The organism is Xanthomonas sp. F4 (genome assembly GCF_011761895.1).
In genome coordinates this window covers 25788-47771 of sequence record NZ_JAASQX010000004.1, presented here as the reverse complement: position 1 = coordinate 47771, position 21984 = coordinate 25788, and the positions used below count along the sequence as shown (strand labels likewise).

Genomic DNA, 21984 nt, shown 5'->3' with positions numbered 1-21984 from the left:
ATTCCTAGTGCATCTGCGTCTGCCGTAGGCGCGGCATCGGCCGCGACCTGAATTCCATCAGGACGCAGGCCTGCCGCCTCGCCCAGGGTGGCTCGCTGCGGACCGCCACCACCCGAACCTTGCGCGGATCGCCATCGGTCCACGCTCGCACCATCATCGAAGGAGCATCGCGTGAAGCTGGGCAGCCTCGCATGTGTGGCGCTGGTGGGCGCCCTTCTGCTTTTCTACCTGCTGGCAGAGCACGCCGGCCCCTGGATCATGCCGCGGTTCATCACGATCCGTGTCGTGGCGGGACCCGATCGGCCACTCTCGGGTGCGAGGATTCGCGTCCTGCAGGACGTGTGGTCGATCCCGTGCCTGAGCTACATGGGGATCTCCGGCGCGAGTTGCGCATCGGGCAAATGGACGGTCTTCCATGGCCGCCTGGATCGCAACGGCGAAGCGCGGGTGTTGGTCTTCCAGGCAGCCGGGCTGCGGGCCGACGCGTATATCGCCTGCATCGATAGGAACCAGTACGAGGGCTACTTCGCGTACACCGATTGGCCAGAGCAGCAGGACGTGCAGCGTCTCACCCTGGACTACAAGCGCCTGGAGCAGCAACGAACAGGTTGCATGAACGGCTATGGAGAAGAACGGCTGGCGGCTCCGGCCTGGTGGGACGCCGCCTTGAAGGAAGACGCGGAAGCGGAGGCGCAAGCCAAGGCTGAGGCGCAGGCGGATGCGCAGGAGGATGATCCGTTGCAACCGACGGTTCAAGAACTTCCAGATCGTTCGCCGACGTCGGACAGTCTGTAGGGGTAAGGCCGTAGGAGCGGCTTCAGCCGCGACCTGCCAGGTCACCAGGCCACGATGCGGCCGATGCAAGCGAATTCCACGCGCCAGCAACATGCAATCGGATCCCGGCCGCTCGCGATGGTGTCGATGACGGAAGGGACTGCGCGTCGGGACTCAAGTCCCTCCCACATGGTTGCTTCCGTACACTCCGCATACGACACAGCGGCCCCAGGCAAGCGGCCGCTGTGTCGTATCAAGACGCGATTGGGTCGAGTGCCACTGCCACGTGGCAACTCGACCGAGTGGCATTCAACTCAACGAACGTTGAAATCAGACCCGCGGATCGGGCGGGTTGCCGTGGCCGGGACGATCGTAGCGATCCGAATCGAAGGCTTCGCGCACGGCAGCCTTGGCCTGCGCCCAGCTCAGTCGCGAGCGGTCCTTGACGCGTTCCCAGCCGCTTTCCAGATCCGACTCCAGGCGATCGTCCCAGACGCGATCGCGGTAACGGCTGCGCGCCTGCACGCCGTAGCGGTAGGCCGGGCGGTAGTCGTCGTAGCTGCTGTCGGTCCCACGGTAGTCCACGGTGTCGAAGCGATCGGCGTAGTAGCGGTCGCTGTCCTCGTAGGTGCGGTAGGTGGCATCGGCGCGCTGCCAGGAATCGCGCGCGGCCAGCCGCGCCTCGTCCCACTCCAGGCGCGAGTCGCCACGGCGCGTGCCCCAGTCGTGCGACAGCTCGCGCTCGTGGTCCTCCCAGCTGCGTGACGGATCCTGCTCGCGTGCCTGCAGGCCCAGCCCGTAGGCGGCGGCGTAGTCGCGGTCGTAGTCGTAATCGGCCTTGACGTAGTCACGGTTGCGGTATTCCTCGCGCCAGTAGGCATCCTCGCCGGTGGGGTCGATGCGCTCGGCCACGCCCTTGCCCGCCGCCGCGCCGGCGACCACGCCAACCGCCGCGCCGATCAGGGTGCCGAGCGGGCCGAACACGGTGCCGGCCAGCGCGCCCGCGGCCACACCGCCGGCGGTGCCGCCGATACCGACGCCGACCGGATGCGAGCCCGGGGTACCGGAGATCGGGTCGCGATTGAGATCGCGGGATTCGTCGTTGCTATGCATGGGAACGCTCCGTCGCAGAAGAAAGGTGCCGGCCGTTGCTGGTTTGCAGCGGCTGGTGTCGGCGCACAGTCGCAAGCCGGCGGTGAATCGGCCGTGGCATTGCAGTGAACCCGCCATGAGGGAGACAGTGCGTCTTCGTCACCCGGACGCAACGCATGCCCGTCAGGTCGATGGCCTCAGCGTTGCGGAGCTTGGCAGCCAACGCTCTGCGGCAAGGAGGCAGCGGTCAGTGAAGTGCCACCGTGCAGACACGTGGCGATGACATTGCTGACGCACTCAGATCGGCAGCGTCACTACACTGCATAGCGCCGCGGCGACGTTCGTACTGTCGTACTGTCGTACTGTCGCAGCCGTATTGCACGCATGCCGCGAGGCGTTGCGACAGAGGAAACGAGCGGCGTGCGCACGCCACCATGGATGCGTGACGACGCGCGTGTACGACGCACGCTAGCGTTCGCACACCCGCCAGCCGCGCTTAGACGCGCCGCCAGACCAGGCAGCGGTTGTTGGCCGGCATCGCCACGTCCTCCTGCAACGCCAGGCCCTGCGCCTGCGCCAGCGCGTCCACCGCCTTGGCATCGCGAATGCCGCTGGCCGGGTCGCGCGCCTTCAGCCACGCATCGAAGTCGCGATTGCTGTCGCTGGTGAAGGCGCCGCCGTAATTGAACGGACCGTACACCACCAGCATGCCGCCGGCGCTGGTTGCCAGCAGGTGGCCGACGCCAGCGAAGAAGGCCTGCACCGCCTCCCAGCCCATGATGTGCAAGGTGTTGGAAGTGAACACCGCATCGTAGCCGGTGTGGGGCCACGGCCCTTCGCGCACGTCCAGCGCCAGGGGCGGTGGCGTGTTCGGCAGGCCCGCCGACTCCAGCCACTGCGCGATGCCGGGCAGGTGCTCGGCGCGCTCGCTGCATTGCCAGGTCAGCTGCGGCAGCGCCGCGGCGAAGTGCACCGCATGCTGGCCAGTGCCGCTGCCGATCTCCAGCACGCGGCGGCGGTCGGCGAACTGCCGCTGCAGCACTTGCAGGATCGGATCGCGGTTGCGGTCGCAAGAGGGGGCGTAGGGTCGATCGCTCATCGTGTCGTGCACCTGTCTGCGCTGGGCCATGCCGCGGCGCCACGCAACGGCGCAAGCGGCGGCGACAGCCGGCTTATCCGCGCGAGCGCACGAAGATGCGCTTGCCGCCGCCTTCGTTGCCGCGCTCCTCCAGTTCGAAGTGCGCCGACAGCCGGCGCAGCAGGTCGCTGAGCTTCTTGTGCCCGTACAGGCGCGGATCGAAATCCGGGCGTACCTTGTTCAGATAGCTGCCGACGCTGCCGAGTCCGGCCCAGCCCTGGTCGTCGGAGGCTTCCTCGATGGCCTGGCGCAACAGCGTCAGCGGCGCCGCCGCCTTGGTCTCGGTCGGCGCTGCCGGCGGCTCGGGCTTGGCCGGCGTCGCGGCCGGCTTCTTGCGGCCCTTGGCCGCCGGCTTGGCCGCGGCAGCGGGCTTGGTTGGCTCGGCGGCGCTGGCCTCGCTGCGCAGCACTTCGGTGTAGATGAACTTGTCGCAGGCCTGCACGAACGCGTCCGGGGTCTTGCGCTCGCCGAAGCCGTACACGGTCGGCCCTTCCTCGCGCAGGCGCTGCGCCAGGCGAGTGAAGTCACTGTCGCTGGAGACCAGGCAGAAGCCGTCGAAGCGGCCGGTGTAGAGCAGGTCCATCGCATCGATGATCAGCGAGCTGTCGGTGGCGTTCTTGCCGCTGGTGTAGGCGAACTGCTGCACCGGGCTGATCGAGTGCTTCAGCAGCGCCTGCTTCCACTGGGTCATGCGCGTGCTGGTGAAATCGCCGTAGATGCGCTTGACGCTGGCCAGGCCGTACTTGGCGACCTCGGCGAGCAGGCCTTCGATCACCGACGGCTGCGCGTTGTCGGCGTCGATCAGCACCGCCAGCCGCGGCTGGTCGTCGTCGCTGTCGGAACGATGGCGGGTTTTCATGGAGAAGCACCTGGCAGAGAACGGGGACGAAAGCGGCCGCAAGGCAGCGGCCGCCACTGTGCCACCGCCGCGCGACAACGGCCAGTCGCGGCGCGCAGTACGCCGGTCAGTCCTGCGCCGTTGCCGGCACCGCTGCCGGCAACGGCGGCAGGTCCAGATGCCGGCGGAAGAAGCGCGCGATCACCCGCAGCGCCTGCTGGCTTTCCGGCAATGCGGTGTTCAGGTGGAAGGCGTGGCCCATGCCGTCCCACACGTGCAGGTCGGCCTCGCGACCCAGATCGACCAGCCGGGTATGGGTGTAGGCGACATTGCTCAACTCCGCCGCGCGCGTGCCGGTGATGAACAGCAGCGGCGGGAACTGCGCCAGCACCGCATCGGAGAACACCGGCGACACCAGCGGATCGTGGAAGTCCACGCCTTCGCCGTAGTACAGGTCTTCCATGATCGGCAGCGCCCCCTGCGCGTCGGGCAACGGCGCGTCGTTCACCGCCGCCACCACGTAGCGCGAATCGCCGCGGTAGCGCGCGTCGCCGCCGGCGCAGAACATGCCCGCCGCCGCCGGCATCGGCAGTTTCTCCTTGGCGAACCAGGCCAGCGACTCGCCGGTCAGCACGCCGCCGGCCGAGCAGCCGAACAGGCCGATGTGTTGCGACGCGTAGCGCTTGAGCGCGGCGCGGTAGACCGTGGCCACGTCTTCGCTGGCGGCAGGAAAGTGGTGTTCCGGGCCTTGCCGGTAGTCGACGCTGACCACGGTGACGCCGGTCATCGCCGCCACCGGGATCGCCTCCATCATCCCGAACGAGGCCGCGCTGCCCATCACGAAGCTGCCGCCGTGCAGTTCGATCAGCAGCCGCTGGCGTTGCGCCGGCGATGCATCGCGCGGCTGCACCAGGGTCACCGGCACGCCGTCCCAGGTAGTGCGCTGCAGCGTCACCCCATAGCGTTCGCGCAGGGGTTCCACCACGGTCTTCGCCCAGGCTTCCGTCTCGGCGCGGATGCGCGGCAGTTCGCGGCGCAGCGTGGCGTGGTCCATCTTCCCCAGCGGATCGCCGTGCGCCATGTCCTTGCGCGCAGCCGCCTGCGCCTGCGGGCTGAGGAAGGGCGACAACGGCAGATCGAACGCCGGCATGTGCCGCACCCCATCCTGCGGCGCATCGGCCGCGGCCTGTAGGGCCGACGGGAGCAGCCCCGCGATCAGCGCCAGCAGGCGCACTCCTTGCTTGTACTTCGCTCCGCTCACGTCCACCTGCCCTCCACGGCATCGATCGATCGCCGAGGATAGCGGGGCGGCGCGGGCGCGACTTTGCACGATCCCGCCGTTTCGCCGATGCGGCGCTATCTGCGTGCCGGCAAGGCCTCGTAGGCCTGGCGTACCGCCGCCTCGCCGTAGCGGCGCTCCAGCCGGCGCACGATGAAGTGGCCGCGCGCCATCGCCTGGAAGTGCGAGATGAACACCGTGTTGAGCAACGCGCCGCTGGCCGCGCCGACCAGCGGCACTGCCTGTGCCGCCAGCTTCTCGCTGACCGTGACCGAGAACTTGGCGGCGATGCGCGACAGCAGCGACACCAGCACCGGCGCGCCCTTGCTGCCCAGGCCATGCGCGGCGATGTACTGCGCCGCGGCGCTGAGTTGTTGCGCCATCGCCGCGCGCACCGCGAAATAGCCCGATTCGCTGCCGTCGTCGCGTTGGCTGCGGCCGCCGTGCGCCAGCACCTCCAGGCAGGCCAGGGCGGTGGCCGGGTCGTCAAGGCGCTCGCCTTCGGCGCGTGCGATGTCGGCAATCGAACGCAGCATCAAGGTGGTGGTCAGCGGCAGTTCCACCACCAGCCCGGGCAGGCCGAAGAAGCCGCCGGCGGCGCCGGTCGCCGCCACCGCGACCCCGTGCAGGCGCGGCCGCGCCCGCTCCGGCGCCTGCGTCCGCAAGGTCAGCAGTGCAGAGCGCAGCGCCACACGCAGCGCGCGCTGGCTGACCGCATCGATGCGCGAGGACAGCATCTTCGGCATGCGCTTGCTGATCAACGCCTCGATCGGCGCGCCCACCGCATTGGCGATCTTGGCCGCCAGGCCGGGGTGTTCCAGCAGCGCACGCGCCTGGGCCAGGTCGCGGTGGTCGGCGGCATCCATCACGGGGACGGGCAGTAGCGAGGTCATGGCCGAAGCTCGTGGCGAAGGAGGCGACAGCATGCACCGGGCGGCGGCGGCATGGTGTCGAGGGCCGATGACCGCGGCAGGACATTCAGGAATCGGCGGAACATCCCCGCTAGATCCGCTCCAGCGCGCGCTGGTGGGTGCGCGGCCCGAACCGGCCCACCACCGCGGCGGCCAGCAGCAGGCTGGCGGCAATGAAGCCCAGCACGCCGCGGTGGCCGGTGCGGTCCAGCAGCACGCCGATCAGCAGGCTGCTGGCGGCGGTGGACAGGCGGCTGAAGGAATAGCAGAAGCCCACGGCGCGGGCGCGCAGCGCAGTGGGGAACAGCTCCGCCTGATAGCCGTGGTAGGCGAAGCTCATCCAGGCATTGCAAAAGGTGACCGCCGCGCCGCAGGCGACCAGCAGCAGCGGCTGCTGCTGCCAGGCGAACAACAGGCCGAACAGCACCGCGCCCAGCGCCGATACCACCACCTGCCACTTGTTCTCCCAGCGCTGCGCCACGCCCATCAGCAGCAGCGGCGCCAGCGGATACGCCAGCGAGATGGCGAAGGCGTAGCCGAGGCCGTGCACGCTGTCGGCGCCCTGCCGCGCCAGCAGCGCCGGCAGCCAGTTGCCGAAGCCGAAGAAACCGATCGCCTGGAAGATGTGGAAGCTCACCAGCATCGCCATGCGGGTCCGGTACGGGGCCTGCCACAGCGCGGACAGCTGCGGCGTCGGCACGGCCGGCACCGACGTCGGCTCCGGCGCCGGCAACGGCTGCCCCAGGTCGGCGGCGCAGCGCGCCTCCAGCCGCTGCAGCACCGCATCGGCCTCGGCGTGGCGGCCCTGCGTGGCCAGCCAGCGCGGCGATTCCGGCAGGCGGCTGCGCAGCCACCACACCGCCAGCGCGAAGCCGCCGCTGAGCAGTGCCACCCAGCGCCAGCCGCTCAGCCCCAGCGGCGCGTGCGGCACCAGCGCCCAGGCGCTCAACGCCACCGCCGGCACCGCCAGGAACTGCACGCAGAACGCCAGCGCGAACGCGGCCCCGCGCATCTGCCGCGGCACCATTTCCGACAGGTAGGTGTCGATGGTGACCAATTCGATGCCCAGCCCGATGCCGACCACGCCGCGCCACAGGATCACCCCCAGCCCGCTGTGCTGCAGGCCCATCGCCACGGTGGCCGCGCTGTACCAGAGCAGGGCGAAGGAGAACACCGCGCGGCGCCCGAAACGATCGACCAGCGGGCTGAGCAGGCTCGCGCCGAGGAACAGGCCCAGGAACGTCGCCGACGCGAACGCGGCCTGGTCGGCGATGCCGAACACACCAGCCGCGCCCTCGGCGAACAGGCCGTCGCGCAGCAGGCCGGGGCTGAGGTAGGCGGTCTGGAACAGGTCGTACAGTTCGAAGAAGCCGCCCAGCGCCAGCAGCGCGACCAGGCGCCACAGGGTTCGGGTGGGCGGCAGGCGTTCCAGGCGCGCCGCCACTAGGGCGACGGGATCGGAAGCGGCAGCGGCGGCATCGCGCATGCGGGCAGGTCCTGGGGGGAGGAGACGCGCCGGCGCATGCTGCCCGATCCGCGCGCACGCGCGCCACCGCATCGGGCGAAAACTGCCGACCGCGCCGGATCGGCGTTCAGCCGGGTGTCGGCTTCGGCGCGGCCGGTCGCTGCGGGCACCGGCAGCGCGTCAGCGCAGGAACAGGATGTCCAGGTCGCGCTCGGGCACGAAGTCGCGCTGGCGGAACTCGAAGGTCAGCGCATCGGTGCGCTGCAGTTCGCCGTCGAAGCACAGGCTGAGCAGGTCGCCGGGCGCGCGCTTCTTCAGGGTCAGGTGGAAGTCCTGGATCGGCCCCTTCCAGTTGGCGCCGGTGCGCAGCACGTAGCGCAGGTTGCCCCATGCCAGGCCGTCGGCGCCGGCGCGGCGGCGCATGCGCTGCTGCATGGCGGCGTCCAGGCAGGTGCTTTTGGCGTATTCGCCGATCAGGTCGCTGACCGGCATCGGCACGCCGGTGGCGACGCTGGGCACATAGCTGTGGCGGATCGCCACCGCGGCGCCTGCCGGGAAGCGCTGCTGCCAGACGAAGTACTCGCTGAGGGTGAAACGCGGCTGCCCGTCCGCATCGAGCCAGCGTGCCGGCAGCGGCTTGCGACCGGCCGGGATAGTGCCGCTCTCGACGTACGCGGCCAGGTCGTCGGGCGTCCAGCCGCTGGCCGCCCACGCGCGCGAGATGTCGCTGGCGTCCAGCTTCGCCACCAGCTTGCGCTCGGTACGCACCGGCTTGCCGTCCACCCACAGCTTGAAGTCGGTGAGCGTGCTGTGGTCGGCCATGCCGAAGTACATCGGCGGCATCGGGAAGGCGATCGGCACCAGCAGGTCACGCGTGCTGGTGTTGGTGAACACGTAGTCCACCTGCACCCGATCCTCGCTGATGAACAGGTCTTCCTTGCTCATGCGGATGTCCGGCTGGCGGATCAGCTCGATCGAACCATTGGCGTCGCCGATGCTGCTGTCGTTGGCGAAGGCGGCGGCGGCGAACAGCAAGAGCGACAGCAACAGGGGCAGCAGGCGGCGCGGCGAGAGGGTGGCGGTCATGGGCATCGGGGGAATCGGCGAGAGACGGCGCCGCGGCCGCAGCGCGGCACCGGCGAACGGGCGGGCGCCATGGTAACCGCGGCGGCATGGCCTGCCGCATCGCAGCCCGCCACCGCCTTTGCTACGGTAGCCGGCGCCGCCACGGGGGGAAGGCCATCGCCATGTTCAGAGCATTCGCAGCGCTGGCGCTGCTGGCATCCGCCGGGCTGGCCGCGGCGCAGGCGCCGGGCAAGCGCAGCTACGCCAACCCGATCGACCTGGACTACCGCTACAACTTCGAACAACTCAACGACGGCATCTCCTACCGCACCGGCGCCGACCCGGTGTTCGTGCGCTTCGGCGATGCCTACTACCTGTTCCAGACCCTGGCCGACGGCTACTGGCGCTCCAGCAACCTGCTCGACTGGCGGTTCGTCACGCCCAGCCGCTGGCCGTTCGAGAGCATCGTCGCGCCGGCGGTGGTCGCCGACGGCGACCGCCTGGTGATCATGCAGTCGGCCTTCGAACCGCGCCCGCTGCTGCAGACCCACGATCCGGCCAGCGGCACGCTCGACTTCCTGACCCGGCTGCTGCCCAAGCTGCCGCGCGCCCAGCCGATCGGCACCGAGATGAAGGGCCGCCCGCTCAGCGACGTGCCGCCCGGTCCCTGGGACCCGGACCTGTTCATCGACGACGACGGCCAGTGGTACCTGTACTGGGGCTCGTCGGACCGCTATCCGCTGTACGGCATCGCCATGGACCGCAGTGCGCAGGGATTCGCCTTCCGCGGCACGCCGACGCCGCTGCTTGCGCTGGATCCGGCGCAGCACGGCTGGGAGCGCTTCGGCCCCGACCACCGCGGCGCCCGTTTCCCCGACGGCAGCCCGATCGGCAGCTTTCTGGAAGGCGCGTGGATGACCAAGACCGGCGGCCGCTACTACCTGCAGTACGGCGCGCCGGGCAGCGAGTACAACGCCTACGCCAACGGCGTGTACGTCGGCGAGCACCCGCTCGGTCCGTTCGTCTATGCGGCGTACAACCCGGTGGCGTACAAGCCCGGCGGTTTCATGCAGGGCGCCGGCCACGGTTCCACCTTCCAGGACGCGCACGGCAACTGGTGGAACAGCGGCACCGCCTGGATCGGCGCCAACTGGACCTTCGAACGGCGCATCGTGCTGTTCCCCGCCGCGTTCGCCGCCGATGGGCAGATGCGGGTGTCCACCCGCTTCGGCGATTTCCCGCATTGGATGCCGGAGGGGCCGGTGGCCGACCCGGAGGCGCTGTTCACCGGCTGGATGCTGCTTTCCTACAGCAAGCCCGCCACCGCCTCGTCCACCCTGAACGGCTTCGACGCCGACCGCGCCACCGACGAGGACCCGCGCAGCTACTGGGTGGCCGCGCGCAACGCGCCAGGCGAAACTCTCACCGTCGACCTGGGCGGGGAACGCAGCGTGCGCGCGGTACAGGTCAACTTCGCCGACTACCGCGCCGGCCGCTACGGCGATGCGCCGGACATCTACACCGCGTTCCGGCTGCAGCACTCGCGCGACGGCCGCCATTGGCTGCCGCTGGCCGAGGTCGGCGACGGCGCCGACCGCCGCGACCGGCCCAACGCCTACCTGCAGTTGCCCGTGCCGGTGCGCACCCGCTACATCCGCTACGTGCACGGCCACGTCGGCGCCGCGCACCTGGCGATCAGCGACCTGCGCGTGTTCGGCAACGCCGACGGCGCCCCGCCACCGGCGCCGACCGGCGTCGCCGTGCAGCGCGACGCCGACCGCCGCAACGCCCGCGTGCGCTGGCAGGCGGTGCCCGGCGCCGTCGGCTACAACGTGCGCTGGGGCCTGCGCGCCGACCGCCTCACCCTCACCTACCAGGTGTTCGCCGACCGCAGCACCGATCTGGAGATCCGCGCGCTGAACCTGGACCAGGACTACGTGTTCGCGGTCGAAGCCTTCGACGAGCGCGGTGTCTCCCCGCTGAGCGCGCCCATCGCCGTGCCATGAAGCCATCACCGCCCTTCCCGTATGCTTGGCGCCACCTCGACCGCGCACCGGCGATGCGGCGCGCGGCAGGATCGGCTGCCGATCGAAGGAGAAGGACGATGCACCAGCACCAGGGAACCCAGGGCCCGCGCCGCCTGCGCGCGTGGCTGATCGCCGCGATGGTCGCTGGCGCGTGCGGCAACACCGCTGCGCAGCAGACCGACCCGCGCGATGCGCAACTGCAGCAACAGCAGCGCCTGCTGCAGCAGCAGGCCGAGCAGATCCAGCAGATGCAACAGCAACTGCAGCAGATGCCGCCGCCCGGCACGGGCGCCGAGGGTGGCACCCGGGGCGATGGCCTGTCCGCCACCTACCACGACTGCCGCAAGCAGGCGCAGGGCCTGGACGAGAGCCGCCGCTGCATCCAGCGCGAACAGCGCGTGCAGCAGGAGCGCCTGGACCGCGCCTACGACAAGCTGCGCTACCGCCTCAGCGGCATGGACCGTTCCCGGCTGATGGATGCGCAATACACCTGGCAGCAGTCCAACGAACAGGCCGCACACCTGGACCGGGCGCTCGGCGCACGCGGCCAGGACGCGACCCTGCAAAGCGCCGAAGCCACCCTGCGCCGGATCAGCTCCCGCGCCGACGAACTGGAAGGCTATACGCGCGGCGGGCGTTGAGGGCGCTACAGGGCGGGAAGCTATCGGACGATACGCGACAAGAGCGATGCTCTGGCGATTGTCCGAGGCGCCAGGACACTGCCAAGTTTTTTCCAAAGCGTTGCACGGAGGTTGGCATGGGACAACGGGACCAGATTCGCAAGCGGAGCGCGCTGGCACAACTGCCGCACCCTGGCCTCTCCTCAGCGCTCCGATGGGCAGGTGCACGCCGGTTGGCCGCACTTTGCCTTGGCGCCTTGTCCGCTGTGGGGTTGAGTGCCTCGGTCGCGGCGGCGCCTCCCCTGCCATCGGGTGCGGACTTGCTGGCAATGCGAAGCGACGCGCTGCGTCCGACATATTCGCAGTGCCTCTCCAAAGCGACACAGCAAAACGCAGAGGAACGCTGTGTCGACGAGGAATTTGCCTATCAGGACAGTGAGTTGAATCGGGCTTATCGCGCCCGAATGGCGGCCCTGCCTTCCGCAAAAGAGCGGGCAGCGTTACAAGGCGCGCAGCGCCAGTGGATCGCGCAGATCTACCAGGACCGTTGCAAGCTGGCGGATCAGGCGAGCCCGGCGATGCGCCTGGATGCGAAGCAATGCAGATTGGCCACGACGATCAGCCGCCTGCGCCAACTGAACGATCCGCGGTTCGTCGCGTCGATCAGTGCCGCCAAACCGATGACGCCTTCGCTCGATGCAAACTCAGCGGCGAAGGTATTCACTGCCGCTGGACTGCCGGATGCGGCAGGACAGGTTACTTTTCCACTGGGAGATCTAAGCCTGCAGGTCGCAGACGCGCATTGCCGCGACACCGGCGGGCTGCTACTGCGCTGCGCGCCGGCGACGGTCGTAGTGCAACACCCGGCGGGCAGGCAGTCCATCCCCGTCCCGTCGCTGGTCTTTCTGAACAAGACAACGGATCAGCAGGAGTATGTCGCCGCCTATCGCGGCGCCCTCGCCCAACAGGGCGAAGAAAGTGAGGGCCTGCGCTATACCGCGATCGTCTCGGACATCAATGGCGATGGCAACGACGATCTGCTGTTGTGGACCGACTTTTCCGGCCGCCTCGGCGCGCCTGCCTATACCTATTATCTATTCGATCCAAAGACCAGGCGCTTTGTGAAGAGCGAGAAGCTCGCGCAGGCGACACGCGACCTCACACTCTCCGGCATCAACGGCACGACCCTGCACCTATGGTCGGAAGAAGGACAATGCAAGCGCACCATGGTGACGCTTGCACTGCGTGGAACGACACCGACGCGGCATTCGAGCAAGACCATCGATTTCTGCAAATAGCTAAGTCACCACGGCGGGTGCCTCCCGCCTGCGCTGCACAGAGAGAAAGGACCTCCCATGAGCGACGGATACGGCAAGCAAAACGCGGGATTCGGGCTGACACGCGACCAGTCGGTCGATCTGATCGTCCGTAGCTGCCTGGATCACGGTGTCACCGACACACGGCAGATCGCGTATGTATTGGCGACAGCACAGCACGAATCCAAAGACTTCCAGGCACCTGAAGAGGATTGGGGACGAAAGCAGGCCGTGACGCTGTCCTATCACGGTGGCGAAGCCTATTACGGCCGCGGCTATGCGCATCTCACCCATGTCGAGTTGTACGAAAAGCTCGGTGAGAAGGCCGGGCTGGGTCGCGAACTCGTGCAATCGCCAGGCCGGGCGGCAGAACCCGCCATTGCGACGAAGATTCTGGTTGCCGGCATGCGCGATGGCGACTTCGTCCAGGGACAAACGCTAGCCGCCCATATCAACGCAGACAAGCAGGACTATGCCGGGGCGCGCGCGATCATCAATCCCAGGGACGCTGCAAGCGTGCAAACCATCGCCGGCTACGCGCGTACCTGGGAAACATCGGTACCTGCATTGGTAGAGCGCATCCAACGCGAAGGTGTGACGCCCGTACAACCACCGGCTGCATCCAATGCGCCGGCGTCTGTCGGCAAGGGCGATGCGAATCAAACCGTATTCGAAGCACAGCAGTATCTGGCCGCGTTGGGAATGACCGATGGCAAAGGCAAGGCCATCTCACCTGATGGCGATTTTGGTGCCGGTACCGAACAGGCGGTCAAGCAGTATGAGCGCAGCAAAGGCGTCGCAGAGCCGACCGGCCGCGTCGATGCCGCCATGCTGGCCGAGCTGCGCGCCGATACATTGCAGGCGCAGCCACAATTCAAGCGCCAGTCGATGACGGACCTGTATGGCCCATTGAAGGACGGAGAGCTCCGCCGAGGCGAGAAGGGCGAACCCGTCTATGAGCTGCGCCGGCAGTTGCAAGGCTTGGGCTACATCCAGAATGCGCCTCCGAACTGGAACGGCGACCGCCTCTACGACGAGCACATGGAAGCCGGCGTCCGTGCGTTCCAGAAGGCCAACGGCCTGCAGGAGACCGGCCGCGCCGATACGGAGACGCGGCAACAATTGAATGCGTTCGCGGTGAGCCAGCATCTAGCGCCGACAACGGAATTCGACCGTCGGGAAAACTGGCCTCCGCAACCGCCGCCGTATACCAGGGACGAGTACCAGACCCGCCAGCAGGCGCCAGCGCAACCCGCTCCACCAGCGCCCGCGGCGCCGGAGCCATCACCCGATCGTCGGCAAGGCCAGGCACCGGCGCCAGCAGCACCCGGGGCCATGCACAGCTCGCTGTATCAGGACTGCTCCAAGGGCGTCGACGCGCTGGACCGGCAACTGGGCCGCGCATCCGACATGGCGAGCGCGTGCATGAAGGCCAGCCTGACCGAGCTGGCCACGCGCAACGGCCTTTCACGAGTCGACCATGTGCTGCTCAGCGAACGCGGCCGCCGGGCCGAACCGGGCCAGTACGTCTTCGTCGTCGAAGGCGATCCACGCAATCCCGCCAGCTTGCGCGCACACATGCCGACCGATCAGGCGATCAATACGCCAGTGGAAATGTCCTTCGGCGCCTTGGCGCAGTCGGAGCAGCAACGCCAAGCCAGCCTGCAGGCACAGGTCGCCATGGAGCAACAGCGCGACGCACAGACACGCGAGGCCAATAGCAGGAGCATGGGATGACGCAGTCCTTGCCGATGGCGTCCGAACCCTGGGCTAGCTAGCGACGCGCTCACTCCCCCGCCGCGCAGCCCCCGCCCTGTTCCGCGCACACCTTCATGGCGCGTTGCAGTTCGGCCTCGCTCAGCTGCGGTGGCGGCCGCGCGACGGCGGCCTGGACCTGATCGGGGCCGCCGGTCAGCGCGTGCAGGCCCTTGGCCGCCTTGCCGGCCAAGTAGTAGACGCCGAGCGCGATGTAGCCGCCGCTCTGGCTGACCTGCTCCACCGAGGGCGGCGGCCGCCAGTCCTTGTCGAAGCGGTTGGGCGGGGGCGACACCGGATTCTTGAAGCGGTACAGATCCAACGGCTCGCCCTCGTCCGGTGGCAGCGCGCGCACTTCGCCCAGGGTCTGGATGTCGGGCTGCGCGGCGGCATCGGACGCGGGTGGTGCGGCGACCGAGGGCGGCGGCGGTGCGGCCGCCTGCTCGGCAGGCGGCGTCTGTTGCGCCTGCGCCTGCGTGCACGCCGCCAGTAGCGCGACGGCCAGCACCGTGCGCAGGCGCCGGCGGATCGGATCCGCTGTGTCCATGCTGTCCATGGCGCCCGAGCTTACGGACGCGGCGCGGTCATCTCTAGCGCATCATCGCCGCTGTTCACGTCGGCGACAGCGGGCGCAGGCACAACCAGATCGCACACCAGTGTGCGAGCGCGCCGCCGAGCACGTGCGTATGCCAGATTGCGCGGTTGTAGAGCATCGACTTGCGCACGTAGAACGCCACGCCCACTGTGTAGATCGCGCCGCCGGCGGCGATCAGCCACAGCACTGGCGTGTCCAGCCCGGCCACGATCGGCTTGACCGCGACCATCCCCGCCCACCCCAGCAGCAGGTAGATCGCCACCCAGAAGCCCTTGGCGATGCCGGGCAGGAACAGCTTGGCGAACACGCCGAACAAGGCCACGCCCCACACCGCCAGGGTCATCGACCAGACCCAGGCACCGGACAGCGCCAGCACGAAGAACGGCGTGTAGGAGCCGGCGATCATCACGAAGATGCCGGCATGGTCGAGCTTGCGCAGCACCGGCTGGCGCTGCGGCGGGGCGAAGTTGTACGCCGCCGAGCACGCGAACATGGTCAGCAGCCCCAGCGCGTAGACGCAGGTGGCTGCGATCAGCGCGTCGTTGGCATGCGCGCGCCAGACCAGCAGCGCGCCGCCGACCACGGCCAGCAGCAGGCCGGCGGCATGCACGAGCAGGTCGGCGCGGCGGGCGGCAGCGGTGCGGTAGTGTGGGGAAATCGGGGAAGCGGACACGGGCAAGGGAAGTAGACGGCAGGAGCCGCCGTTGCCGGGGGGACGACAGGATACCTGTCGATGGCGACAACGCGCGCCACACGACGGCAGCGTCGTTGCCGTATGGCGCGTCAGCGATCGGGTAAACGGCACACACGCAAGCCTGCCGCCTGAATCCGCTCAGCCTGCCTTCCTCGCCTCGGCGCGCCCCGTCTCATACCCTGAGACGCGATTTCGCTTCCCTGTTCCGCTTTGAGAGCCGCGCCGATGCCCGCCCACGCCCTAGCCCCGCGCACCGAGGACGCCGAGCGCGCCCTGTCCACCACCGACGGGATGCCCTCGCGCGATGGCGCCCTGCTCAGCGCGCGGCTGGAGCGCCGCTACCACGACCGCATCACCGGCAGCTTCACCATCCCCGGGCAGCCTGGCCGCTATGCGCCGATCCCGGACGACGTGCCGCCGGCGCTGGCCGCGGCACTGCGCGAACGCGGCATCGCGCAGCTGTACAGCCACCAGGCCGAGGCCTGGGACGCGGCGCAGCGCGGCGAGCACGTGGCCATCGTCACCCCCACCGCCTCGGGCAAGTCGCTGTGCTACACGCTGCCGGTGGTGGCCGCGGCGATGACCGCGCAGGCCAAGGCGCTGTACCTGTTCCCGACCAAGGCGCTGGCGCAGGACCAGGTGGCCGAGCTGCTGGACCTCAACCGCGCCGGCGACCTCGGGGTGAAGGCCTTCACCTTCGACGGCGACACCCCCGGCGATGCGCGCCAGGCGATCCGCCTGCACGGCGACATCGTGGTCAGCAACCCGGACATGCTGCACCAGGCGATCCTGCCGCATCACACCAAGTGGGCGCAGTTCTTCGAGAACCTGCGCTATGTGGTGATCGACGAGATCCACACCTACCGCGGCGTGTTCGGCAGCCACGTCGCCAACGTGCTGCGCCGGCTCAAGCGCATCTGCGCGTTCTATGGCGTCACGCCGCAGTTCATCCTGTGCTCGGCCACCATCGGCAACCCGCGCGCGCATGCCGAGGCGCTGATCGAGCAGCGCGTGCATGCCATCACCGACTCCGGCGCGCCCAGCGGCGACAAGCACGTACTGCTGTGGAACCCGCCGGTGGTCAACGCCGACCTGGGCCTGCGCGCCTCGGCGCGCTCGCAGAGCAATCGCATCGCGCGCATCGCGATCAAGTCCGGGCTCAAGACCCTGGTGTTCGCGCAGACCCGGTTGATGGTGGAAGTGCTGACCAAGTACCTGAAGGACATCTTCGACCACGACCCGCGCAAGCCGCCACGCATCCGCGCCTACCGCGGCGGCTACCTGCCCAGCGAGCGCCGCGAGGCCGAGCGGGCGATGCGCGCCGGCAGCATCGACGGCATCGTCTCCACCTCGGCGCTGGAGCTGGGCGTGGACATCGGCGCGCTGGACGTGGTGGTGCTCAACGGCTACCCCGGCAGCGTCGCCGCCACCTGGCAGCGCTTCGGCCGCGCCGGGCGCCGCCAGCAGCCGGCGCTGGGCGTGCTGGTGGCCAGTTCGCAGCCGCTGGACCAGTATGTGGTGCGGCACCCGGACTTCTTCGCCGACGCCTCGCCCGAGCATGCGCGCATCGCCCCGGACCAGCCGCTGATCCTGTTCGACCACATCCGCTGCGCCGCGTTCGAACTGACCTTCGTCGCCGGCGAGGCGTTCGGGCCGGTGGACCCGGCGGTGTTCCTGGAGGCGCTGGCCGAGAGCGAGGTGGTGCACCAGGAAGGCGACCGCTGGGAATGGATCGCCGACAGCTATCCGGCCAACGCGGTGAGCCTGCGCTCGGTCGCCGACGGCAACTTCGTGGTGGTGGACAAGACCGACGGCAAGCAGCAGATCATCGCCGAGGTGGACTATTCCGCTGCCGCGCTGACCCTCTACGAAGGCGCCATCCACATGGTGCAGAGCACGCCGTACCAGGTGGAGAAGCTGGACTGGGAAGGACGCAAGGCCTACGTCACCCGCACCCACGTCGACTACTACACCGACAGCATCGACTTCACCAAGCTCAAGGTGCTGGACCGCTTCGACGGCGGCGCGGCCGGCCGCGGCGACGCGCACCACGGCGAGGTGCACGTGGTGCGGCGCGTGGCCGGCTACAAGAAGATCCGCTACTACACCCACGAGAACATCGGCTACGGCCCGGTCAACCTGCCCGACCAGGAACTGCACACCACCGCGGTGTGGTGGCAGCTGCCGCAGGCCACGCTGCTCAAGGCGTTCGGCAGCAAGCAGGACGCGCTGGACGGCTTCCTCGGCGCCGCCTACGCCCTGCACGTGGTGGCCACGGTGGCGGTGATGGCCGATGCGCGCGACCTGCAGCAGGCGGTGGGCGACGGCGACGGCGCCTGGTTCGCGGTAGCCGACGCCAAGGGCCGCGGCCAGCTGCGCGGCGGCGACACCGGCGAGCCGGCCAGCATCGAACTGCAGCAGTTCGTGCCCACCGTGTACCTGTACGACAACTTCCCCGGCGGCGTCGGCCTGAGCGAGCCGCTGTGGCGGCGCCAGGCCGAGCTGGTGCAGCGCGCGCGCGAACTGGTGCAGGGCTGCGACTGCGTCGCAGGCTGCCCGGCCTGCGTCGGCCCGGTGCTGGCGGCGCAGGAAGCCAGCGCGACCACGCCCCGGGCGCTGGCGCTGCGCGTGCTGCGCTTGCTGCTCGACGGGCAGGACGACGCAGCGCTGGACGCGCACGGCGCGACCACGATCGTCGCCGATGCCGATGCCGACGCGCTGCCGGAGTGGAGCGCATGAGCATCAGCCTGGAGCGCCTGCGCGCACTGCGTCGGCAGGCCGGCGACGCCAGCGCGGAGCGCACGCCGGCGTCCGCTGGCAACCGCACCGTGGCGGACGCGGCTCCTGCGTCGCGCGCGGGCGCTGCCGCGGCGACGCCCATGCACGTGTCGCGGCAATCATCGGCGGCGACGCGCGACGACGTATCGCGTCCGACTGCACCGCCAACCGCACGCACGCAACCGGCTCCCCCGCGCAGCGGCGGCACCGATACTGCAGTGGCGCCGCCCATCGCCATCGCCCCGTTCGATCGCGGTGGCACCGATGTGTCCGCACTGCGGCGTCTGCTCGGCCTGCGCGAGCGTGCCGTCGCGCCCGCCGCGGCTGCGGGCGTACGCAGGCCGGCGACGGCGCCGGACCGGCATCTGCCCGGGGTGGAGATCGCGCCCGGCCTGCACCTGATCGAGGCGTTCCTGCCGCAGCCGATTCCCGCGACGTCGCTATCGCTCGCCTTCGCCCGGCGCGAGGATGCGGTGGCGCCGACCGACCTGCTGTTCTTCGATACCGAGACCACCGGCCTGGCTGGGGGCACCGGCACCCGCGCCTTCATGATCGGTGCGGCCGACTGGACCGTGCACCCGGCCGATGGCCCGGGCCTGCGCATCCGCCAGTTGCTGATGGCCACGATGGGCGCGGAGAAGGCGATGCTGGAAGCGTTCCGCGCCTGGCTACGGCCGGGCACGGTGCTGTCCAGCTACAACGGCCGCTGCTACGACGCGCCGCTGCTGAAGACCCGTTACCGGCTGGCGCGCTGCGCCGATCCGCTGTCGGCGCTGGACCACGTGGACCTGCTGCATCCCACCCGCCGCCGCTACCGCGGCACCTGGGAGAACTGCAAGCTCGCCACCATCGAGCGGCAGTTGCTGCGGGTGGTGCGCGAGGACGACCTGCCGGGATCCGAGGCCCCGGCGGCGTGGCTGGGCTACCTGCGCGGCGGCAACGCACGCAACCTGCGCCGCGTCGCCGCGCACAACCATCAGGACGTGGTCACGCTGGCGCTGCTGCTGCAGCGCCTGGTCGCCGCCGAGGCCGAAGAACGCGCGCTGGCGGCGGCTGCGTCGGTGTAGTCGCTGGGCACTCGGGTGGTGCCTTGCCGACCTAATGATGCTGCATCGCGCGAGCATAGCGCGCTGATGCAGACGACATGCTGCGAACGCGGCATGGAGATTTGCAAGGGCGATGCATCCAGGGGCGCGACCGGTGCGAAATGACGTCAGAAGCGTCAAGTCATGTTGGCAAGCACGTGTGTAGGAGCGGCTTCAGCCGCGACGGGCGTTACCGGTAAAGCTGTCGCGGCTGAAGCCGCTCCTACGACAGCGGATCGCGCATGGCGCGTTCCGAAAATCCGCGACCTCATCAACGCGCGACGCGCAGTCTGTGGCCTGTCGATGGCGTGCTGCAGCGTTTGCCGCCCTGAAATGCCCCAAGTCGCGACGACCGGTAAAGTCCGTCGCAGCTGAAGTTGCTCCCACACTGCCTGCCTAGTGTCACGGCGGACTGCGCGTGGTTAGAGACGGCGCAACGTCAACGCAAGAGCACGCCGCGTGCGCCAGGCGCGCGGCGTGCGCCGGATCACTCCAGCCGCTGCGCGCTGCCCGCGGCGATGGCGGCGTCGAGCAGGCGGTCGACTTCGCGATCGGCCTGGGCGCTCAATTCGCCCTGGCGCGCGCCCAGTTCTCCCTGCTGCCGGCCCAGCACGGCCTGCTGTTCGCCGAGCGCGCGCATCTTCGCCGACAGCGCGTCCTGGCGCTTGGCAAGTTCCGCCTGGGCATGCCCCTGCGCCTTGGCAGCGATGGCGTCCATGTCGATGCGCTCCAGCGCCCGCGCCGCGGCTTCCTGCGCCAGCTTGCCTTGTTCCCGACCCAACTCGCCCTGCTCGCGGCCCAATGCGCCCTGGCGCTTGCCGAGTTCGCCCTGCTGCGCGCCCAGCTTGCCCATCGGCTCGAACAGCGCATCGAAGCGGGCCAACAATGCAGGATCGTGCACTACATAGCGCTTGTCGCCGCGCCGGAACCACAGGCCATCGCCTTGGGTCTCGCGCTTCATGGCGGCGAGATCGTCGCTGCTGCCGCTCATCGTCGAATGGCTGCCCTTGACCCGGACATACGACTGTTCGAGCCGGCCGCTGCGGGTCTTCTGTACCGACCGCGTGCTGATCCGCGAACCGATGGCTGGCGGGACGGCTGGGACGGCCGGTGCCGGCGGCGCAAGCGGCGCGGGTGGCGGCAGCGGCGCGACCGGCGCCGACGCGCGGCGCGACGGCGTCGCAGAGGTGGCGGGGGTGGCGGGGGTTGCCGTACGCGGCGGCAGCGGCGCACCAGGCACGTTGGCGGCACGTGCGGCGGCGCCGTCATCCATGGCCGTGTCATTGTCCGTACCGGCCGCATCGGCGGCGTCGGCCGCCTTCTCCGCTGCCTCGGCGGCCGCATCGGCAGCGGCCTCGGCTGCGTCGGCTGCAGCGTCGGCCGCCTCGGCTGCGGTATCGGCCTCGGCGGCGGTCGGCGCCGCTGCACGGGCAGCACCCGACTTGCTGGCAGGCGCGACGGCATGGCCGGGCTGGGCCACCAGGCGCAGCGGCGTCACGCCGAGCACGGTCACCGCGGTCAGGATCAGGGCCGCGCCCAGGCGCGGAAAAGCGGACGTGGTCTGCAGCATCAGCAATCTCCGTTTCAGGCTTAGGAAGGTCGGCGACGCGCTGGCCAGGCCGGCGCTGGGTCGCGGCGCCACGCCCAGCCGCACCAGCAGCCGCGCGTAGTCGTGGCGGCAATGACGGTGGCCGGCGACCACGGCCGCATCGCAGGCCGCTTCGCGGGCCAGGGCGTACTCGCGGTTGGCCAGGTGCACCAGCGGATGGAAGAAGAACAGGTGTTGCGCCAGCGCCGGCAGCAGCCCCCACCACAAATCGCGGCGCTGCAGGTGCACCAGTTCGTGGGTCAGCGCCATGTCCAGATCGTCGGCGCGCAGGCTGGCCATGCGCCGCGCCGGCAGCAACAGCACCGGCCACCACGGCCCGATCAGCTGCGGCGAATCGGTGTGCGCGCACAGCCGCAGCTGCGGTGGCTGGCGCAGGCCGTGCGCCTCGGCCGCCAGGCGCAGCGCGCCGAGCAGGGCGGTGTCGGTGCACGGCGCCGCCTCGCGTGCACGCTGGCGGCTGCGTCGGTAGGCCAGGACGCTGTGCGCGGCGCAGACCAGCACGCCGGCCAGCCATAGCGCCACCAGCGCCTGCGGCCACGGCAAGGCGGCCACTGATGCCGTTGACGGCGGGGCGGTGATCGCCGCCGCGGTCGCGGCAGTCGCGTTGACGTTGACCTGCATCGTCGCCTGCGCCGATGCAGGCACAGGCGGGGTCGCAGGACGTGCCGGCGTCACCGGCACCGTAGCGGCCACCGGTGCTGCCGCCACCTGCGCAGGCGCTGCCGGCAGCACCGGCAACTGCACCGCACCGGCCCACAACAGGCCCAGCACGCTCTGCGCGGCGACCAGCCACCACAGCCGGCAACGCGTCGCCGCCGGCAAGGTCGGCAGCCAGCGGCACAGCGCCCAGATCAGCGCGACCAGCACCACCGTCTGCACGCTGGTCGCCAGCAAGCGCGACAACAGGCTCTCGAACACGTCCGTCCCCAACAGGCTGTGCATG

Annotated in this window: 16 protein-coding genes and 1 pseudogene; 7 read left to right on the top strand and 10 right to left on the bottom strand. The window is 69.7% G+C overall.

Annotation, left to right across the window (positions count from 1 at the left end):
* Positions 1-171 precede the first annotated feature (171 nt).
* A complete protein-coding gene (locus FHR66_RS14405; RefSeq protein ID WP_317844295.1) occupies positions 172-795 on the top strand; it encodes a hypothetical protein in 624 nt (207 codons plus the stop codon).
* 309 nt (positions 796-1104) lie between these two features.
* Here FHR66_RS14405 and FHR66_RS14400 read toward each other — a convergent pair whose 3' ends face one another.
* The 7 genes from FHR66_RS14400 to FHR66_RS14370 form a co-directional block, all read right to left on the bottom strand.
* Complete coding sequence (locus FHR66_RS14400) at positions 1105-1887, bottom strand: hypothetical protein (protein ID WP_160964708.1); 783 nt, start codon at positions 1885-1887, stop codon at positions 1105-1107.
* Between the two features lie 475 nt (positions 1888-2362).
* Positions 2363-2965, bottom strand: a complete 603-nt coding sequence (locus tag FHR66_RS14395; protein WP_160964710.1) for a DUF938 domain-containing protein — start codon at positions 2963-2965, stop codon at positions 2363-2365.
* Positions 2966-3038: 73 nt separating this feature from the next.
* A complete protein-coding gene (locus FHR66_RS14390; RefSeq protein WP_160964712.1) occupies positions 3039-3863 on the bottom strand; it encodes an NYN domain-containing protein in 825 nt (274 codons plus the stop codon).
* A 106-nt stretch (positions 3864-3969) separates the two neighbouring features.
* On the bottom strand, positions 3970-5070 hold the full coding sequence (locus FHR66_RS14385; protein ID WP_456361771.1) for an alpha/beta hydrolase fold domain-containing protein: 1101 nt from the start codon (positions 5068-5070) through the stop codon (positions 3970-3972).
* 128 nt (positions 5071-5198) lie between these two features.
* Positions 5199-6014, bottom strand: a complete 816-nt coding sequence (locus FHR66_RS14380) for an EcsC family protein (protein WP_202394533.1) — start codon at positions 6012-6014, stop codon at positions 5199-5201.
* Between the two features lie 109 nt (positions 6015-6123).
* Entirely contained in the window at positions 6124-7518 is a 1395-nt protein-coding gene (locus FHR66_RS14375) for an MFS transporter (protein WP_160964714.1), read from the bottom strand.
* A 159-nt stretch (positions 7519-7677) separates the two neighbouring features.
* The gene (locus tag FHR66_RS14370; RefSeq protein ID WP_160964716.1) at positions 7678-8583 is read right to left on the bottom strand and encodes a DUF4424 family protein; all 906 of its coding nucleotides are present in this window, start codon (positions 8581-8583) and stop codon (positions 7678-7680) included.
* Positions 8584-8744: 161 nt separating this feature from the next.
* Between FHR66_RS14370 and FHR66_RS14365 the strand changes: the two genes are divergently transcribed.
* The 4 genes from FHR66_RS14365 (at position 8745) to FHR66_RS14350 (ending at position 14262) form a co-directional block, all read left to right on the top strand.
* Positions 8745-10568: a family 43 glycosylhydrolase gene (locus tag FHR66_RS14365; protein ID WP_208417149.1), complete on the top strand. Its 1824-nt coding sequence runs from the start codon at positions 8745-8747 to the stop codon at positions 10566-10568.
* A 98-nt stretch (positions 10569-10666) separates the two neighbouring features.
* Positions 10667-11230 carry a DUF1311 domain-containing protein gene (locus FHR66_RS14360; RefSeq protein WP_160964718.1) on the top strand — a complete coding sequence of 188 codons (564 nt, stop codon included), beginning with the start codon at positions 10667-10669 and terminating at the stop codon, positions 11228-11230.
* Positions 11231-11538: 308 nt separating this feature from the next.
* Complete coding sequence (locus FHR66_RS14355) at positions 11539-12507, top strand: lysozyme inhibitor LprI family protein (protein ID WP_160964720.1); 969 nt, start codon at positions 11539-11541, stop codon at positions 12505-12507.
* Positions 12508-12564: 57 nt separating this feature from the next.
* Positions 12565-14262: a peptidoglycan-binding domain-containing protein gene (locus FHR66_RS14350; RefSeq protein ID WP_160964722.1), complete on the top strand. Its 1698-nt coding sequence runs from the start codon at positions 12565-12567 to the stop codon at positions 14260-14262.
* 49 nt (positions 14263-14311) lie between these two features.
* Here the strand turns inward: FHR66_RS14350 and FHR66_RS14345 are convergent, their stop codons facing one another.
* Together FHR66_RS14345 and trhA are read right to left on the bottom strand one after the other, a co-directional pair.
* The gene (locus tag FHR66_RS14345) at positions 14312-14827 is read right to left on the bottom strand and encodes a hypothetical protein (RefSeq protein WP_202394535.1); all 516 of its coding nucleotides are present in this window, start codon (positions 14825-14827) and stop codon (positions 14312-14314) included.
* A 64-nt stretch (positions 14828-14891) separates the two neighbouring features.
* Positions 14892-15554 (bottom strand): PAQR family membrane homeostasis protein TrhA, encoded by a 663-nt coding sequence (gene trhA / locus FHR66_RS14340; RefSeq protein WP_167087893.1) that lies wholly within the window; start codon positions 15552-15554, stop codon positions 14892-14894.
* Positions 15555-15794: 240 nt separating this feature from the next.
* Between trhA and FHR66_RS14335 the strand changes: the two genes are divergently transcribed.
* Entirely contained in the window at positions 15795-18308 is a 2514-nt protein-coding gene (locus FHR66_RS14335) for a DEAD/DEAH box helicase (RefSeq protein WP_160964726.1), read from the top strand.
* Positions 18305-19414 carry a ribonuclease H-like domain-containing protein gene (locus FHR66_RS14330; RefSeq protein WP_160964728.1) on the top strand — a complete coding sequence of 370 codons (1110 nt, stop codon included), beginning with the start codon at positions 18305-18307 and terminating at the stop codon, positions 19412-19414. The genes FHR66_RS14335 and FHR66_RS14330 overlap by 4 nt, the downstream gene beginning before the upstream one ends.
* A gap of 1399 nt (positions 19415-20813) precedes the next feature.
* On the opposite strand, the pseudogene FHR66_RS21125 reads toward FHR66_RS14330, so the two are convergent.
* Positions 20814-21983 (bottom strand): annotated as a pseudogene (locus FHR66_RS21125) (M56 family metallopeptidase); the annotation flags it as partial.
* Position 21984: the final 1 nt, after the last annotated feature.

Coding starts and splice junctions, on each gene's coding strand:
- FHR66_RS14400 (WP_160964708.1), bottom strand. CDS start 1,887: ATGCATAGCAACGACGAATCCCGCGATCTCAATCGCGACCCGATCTCC.
- FHR66_RS14395 (WP_160964710.1), bottom strand. CDS start 2,965: ATGAGCGATCGACCCTACGCCCCCTCTTGCGACCGCAACCGCGATCCG.
- FHR66_RS14390 (WP_160964712.1), bottom strand. CDS start 3,863: ATGAAAACCCGCCATCGTTCCGACAGCGACGACGACCAGCCGCGGCTG.
- FHR66_RS14380 (WP_202394533.1), bottom strand. CDS start 6,014: ATGACCTCGCTACTGCCCGTCCCCGTGATGGATGCCGCCGACCACCGC.
- FHR66_RS14375 (WP_160964714.1), bottom strand. CDS start 7,518: ATGCGCGATGCCGCCGCTGCCGCTTCCGATCCCGTCGCCCTAGTGGCG.
- FHR66_RS14370 (WP_160964716.1), bottom strand. CDS start 8,583: ATGACCGCCACCCTCTCGCCGCGCCGCCTGCTGCCCCTGTTGCTGTCG.
- FHR66_RS14365 (WP_208417149.1), top strand. CDS start 8,745: ATGTTCAGAGCATTCGCAGCGCTGGCGCTGCTGGCATCCGCCGGGCTG.
- FHR66_RS14360 (WP_160964718.1), top strand. CDS start 10,667: ATGCACCAGCACCAGGGAACCCAGGGCCCGCGCCGCCTGCGCGCGTGG.
- FHR66_RS14355 (WP_160964720.1), top strand. CDS start 11,539: ATGCGAAGCGACGCGCTGCGTCCGACATATTCGCAGTGCCTCTCCAAA.
- FHR66_RS14350 (WP_160964722.1), top strand. CDS start 12,565: ATGAGCGACGGATACGGCAAGCAAAACGCGGGATTCGGGCTGACACGC.
- FHR66_RS14345 (WP_202394535.1), bottom strand. CDS start 14,827: ATGGACACAGCGGATCCGATCCGCCGGCGCCTGCGCACGGTGCTGGCC.
- FHR66_RS14335 (WP_160964726.1), top strand. CDS start 15,795: ATGCCCGCCCACGCCCTAGCCCCGCGCACCGAGGACGCCGAGCGCGCC.
- FHR66_RS14330 (WP_160964728.1), top strand. CDS start 18,305: ATGAGCATCAGCCTGGAGCGCCTGCGCGCACTGCGTCGGCAGGCCGGC.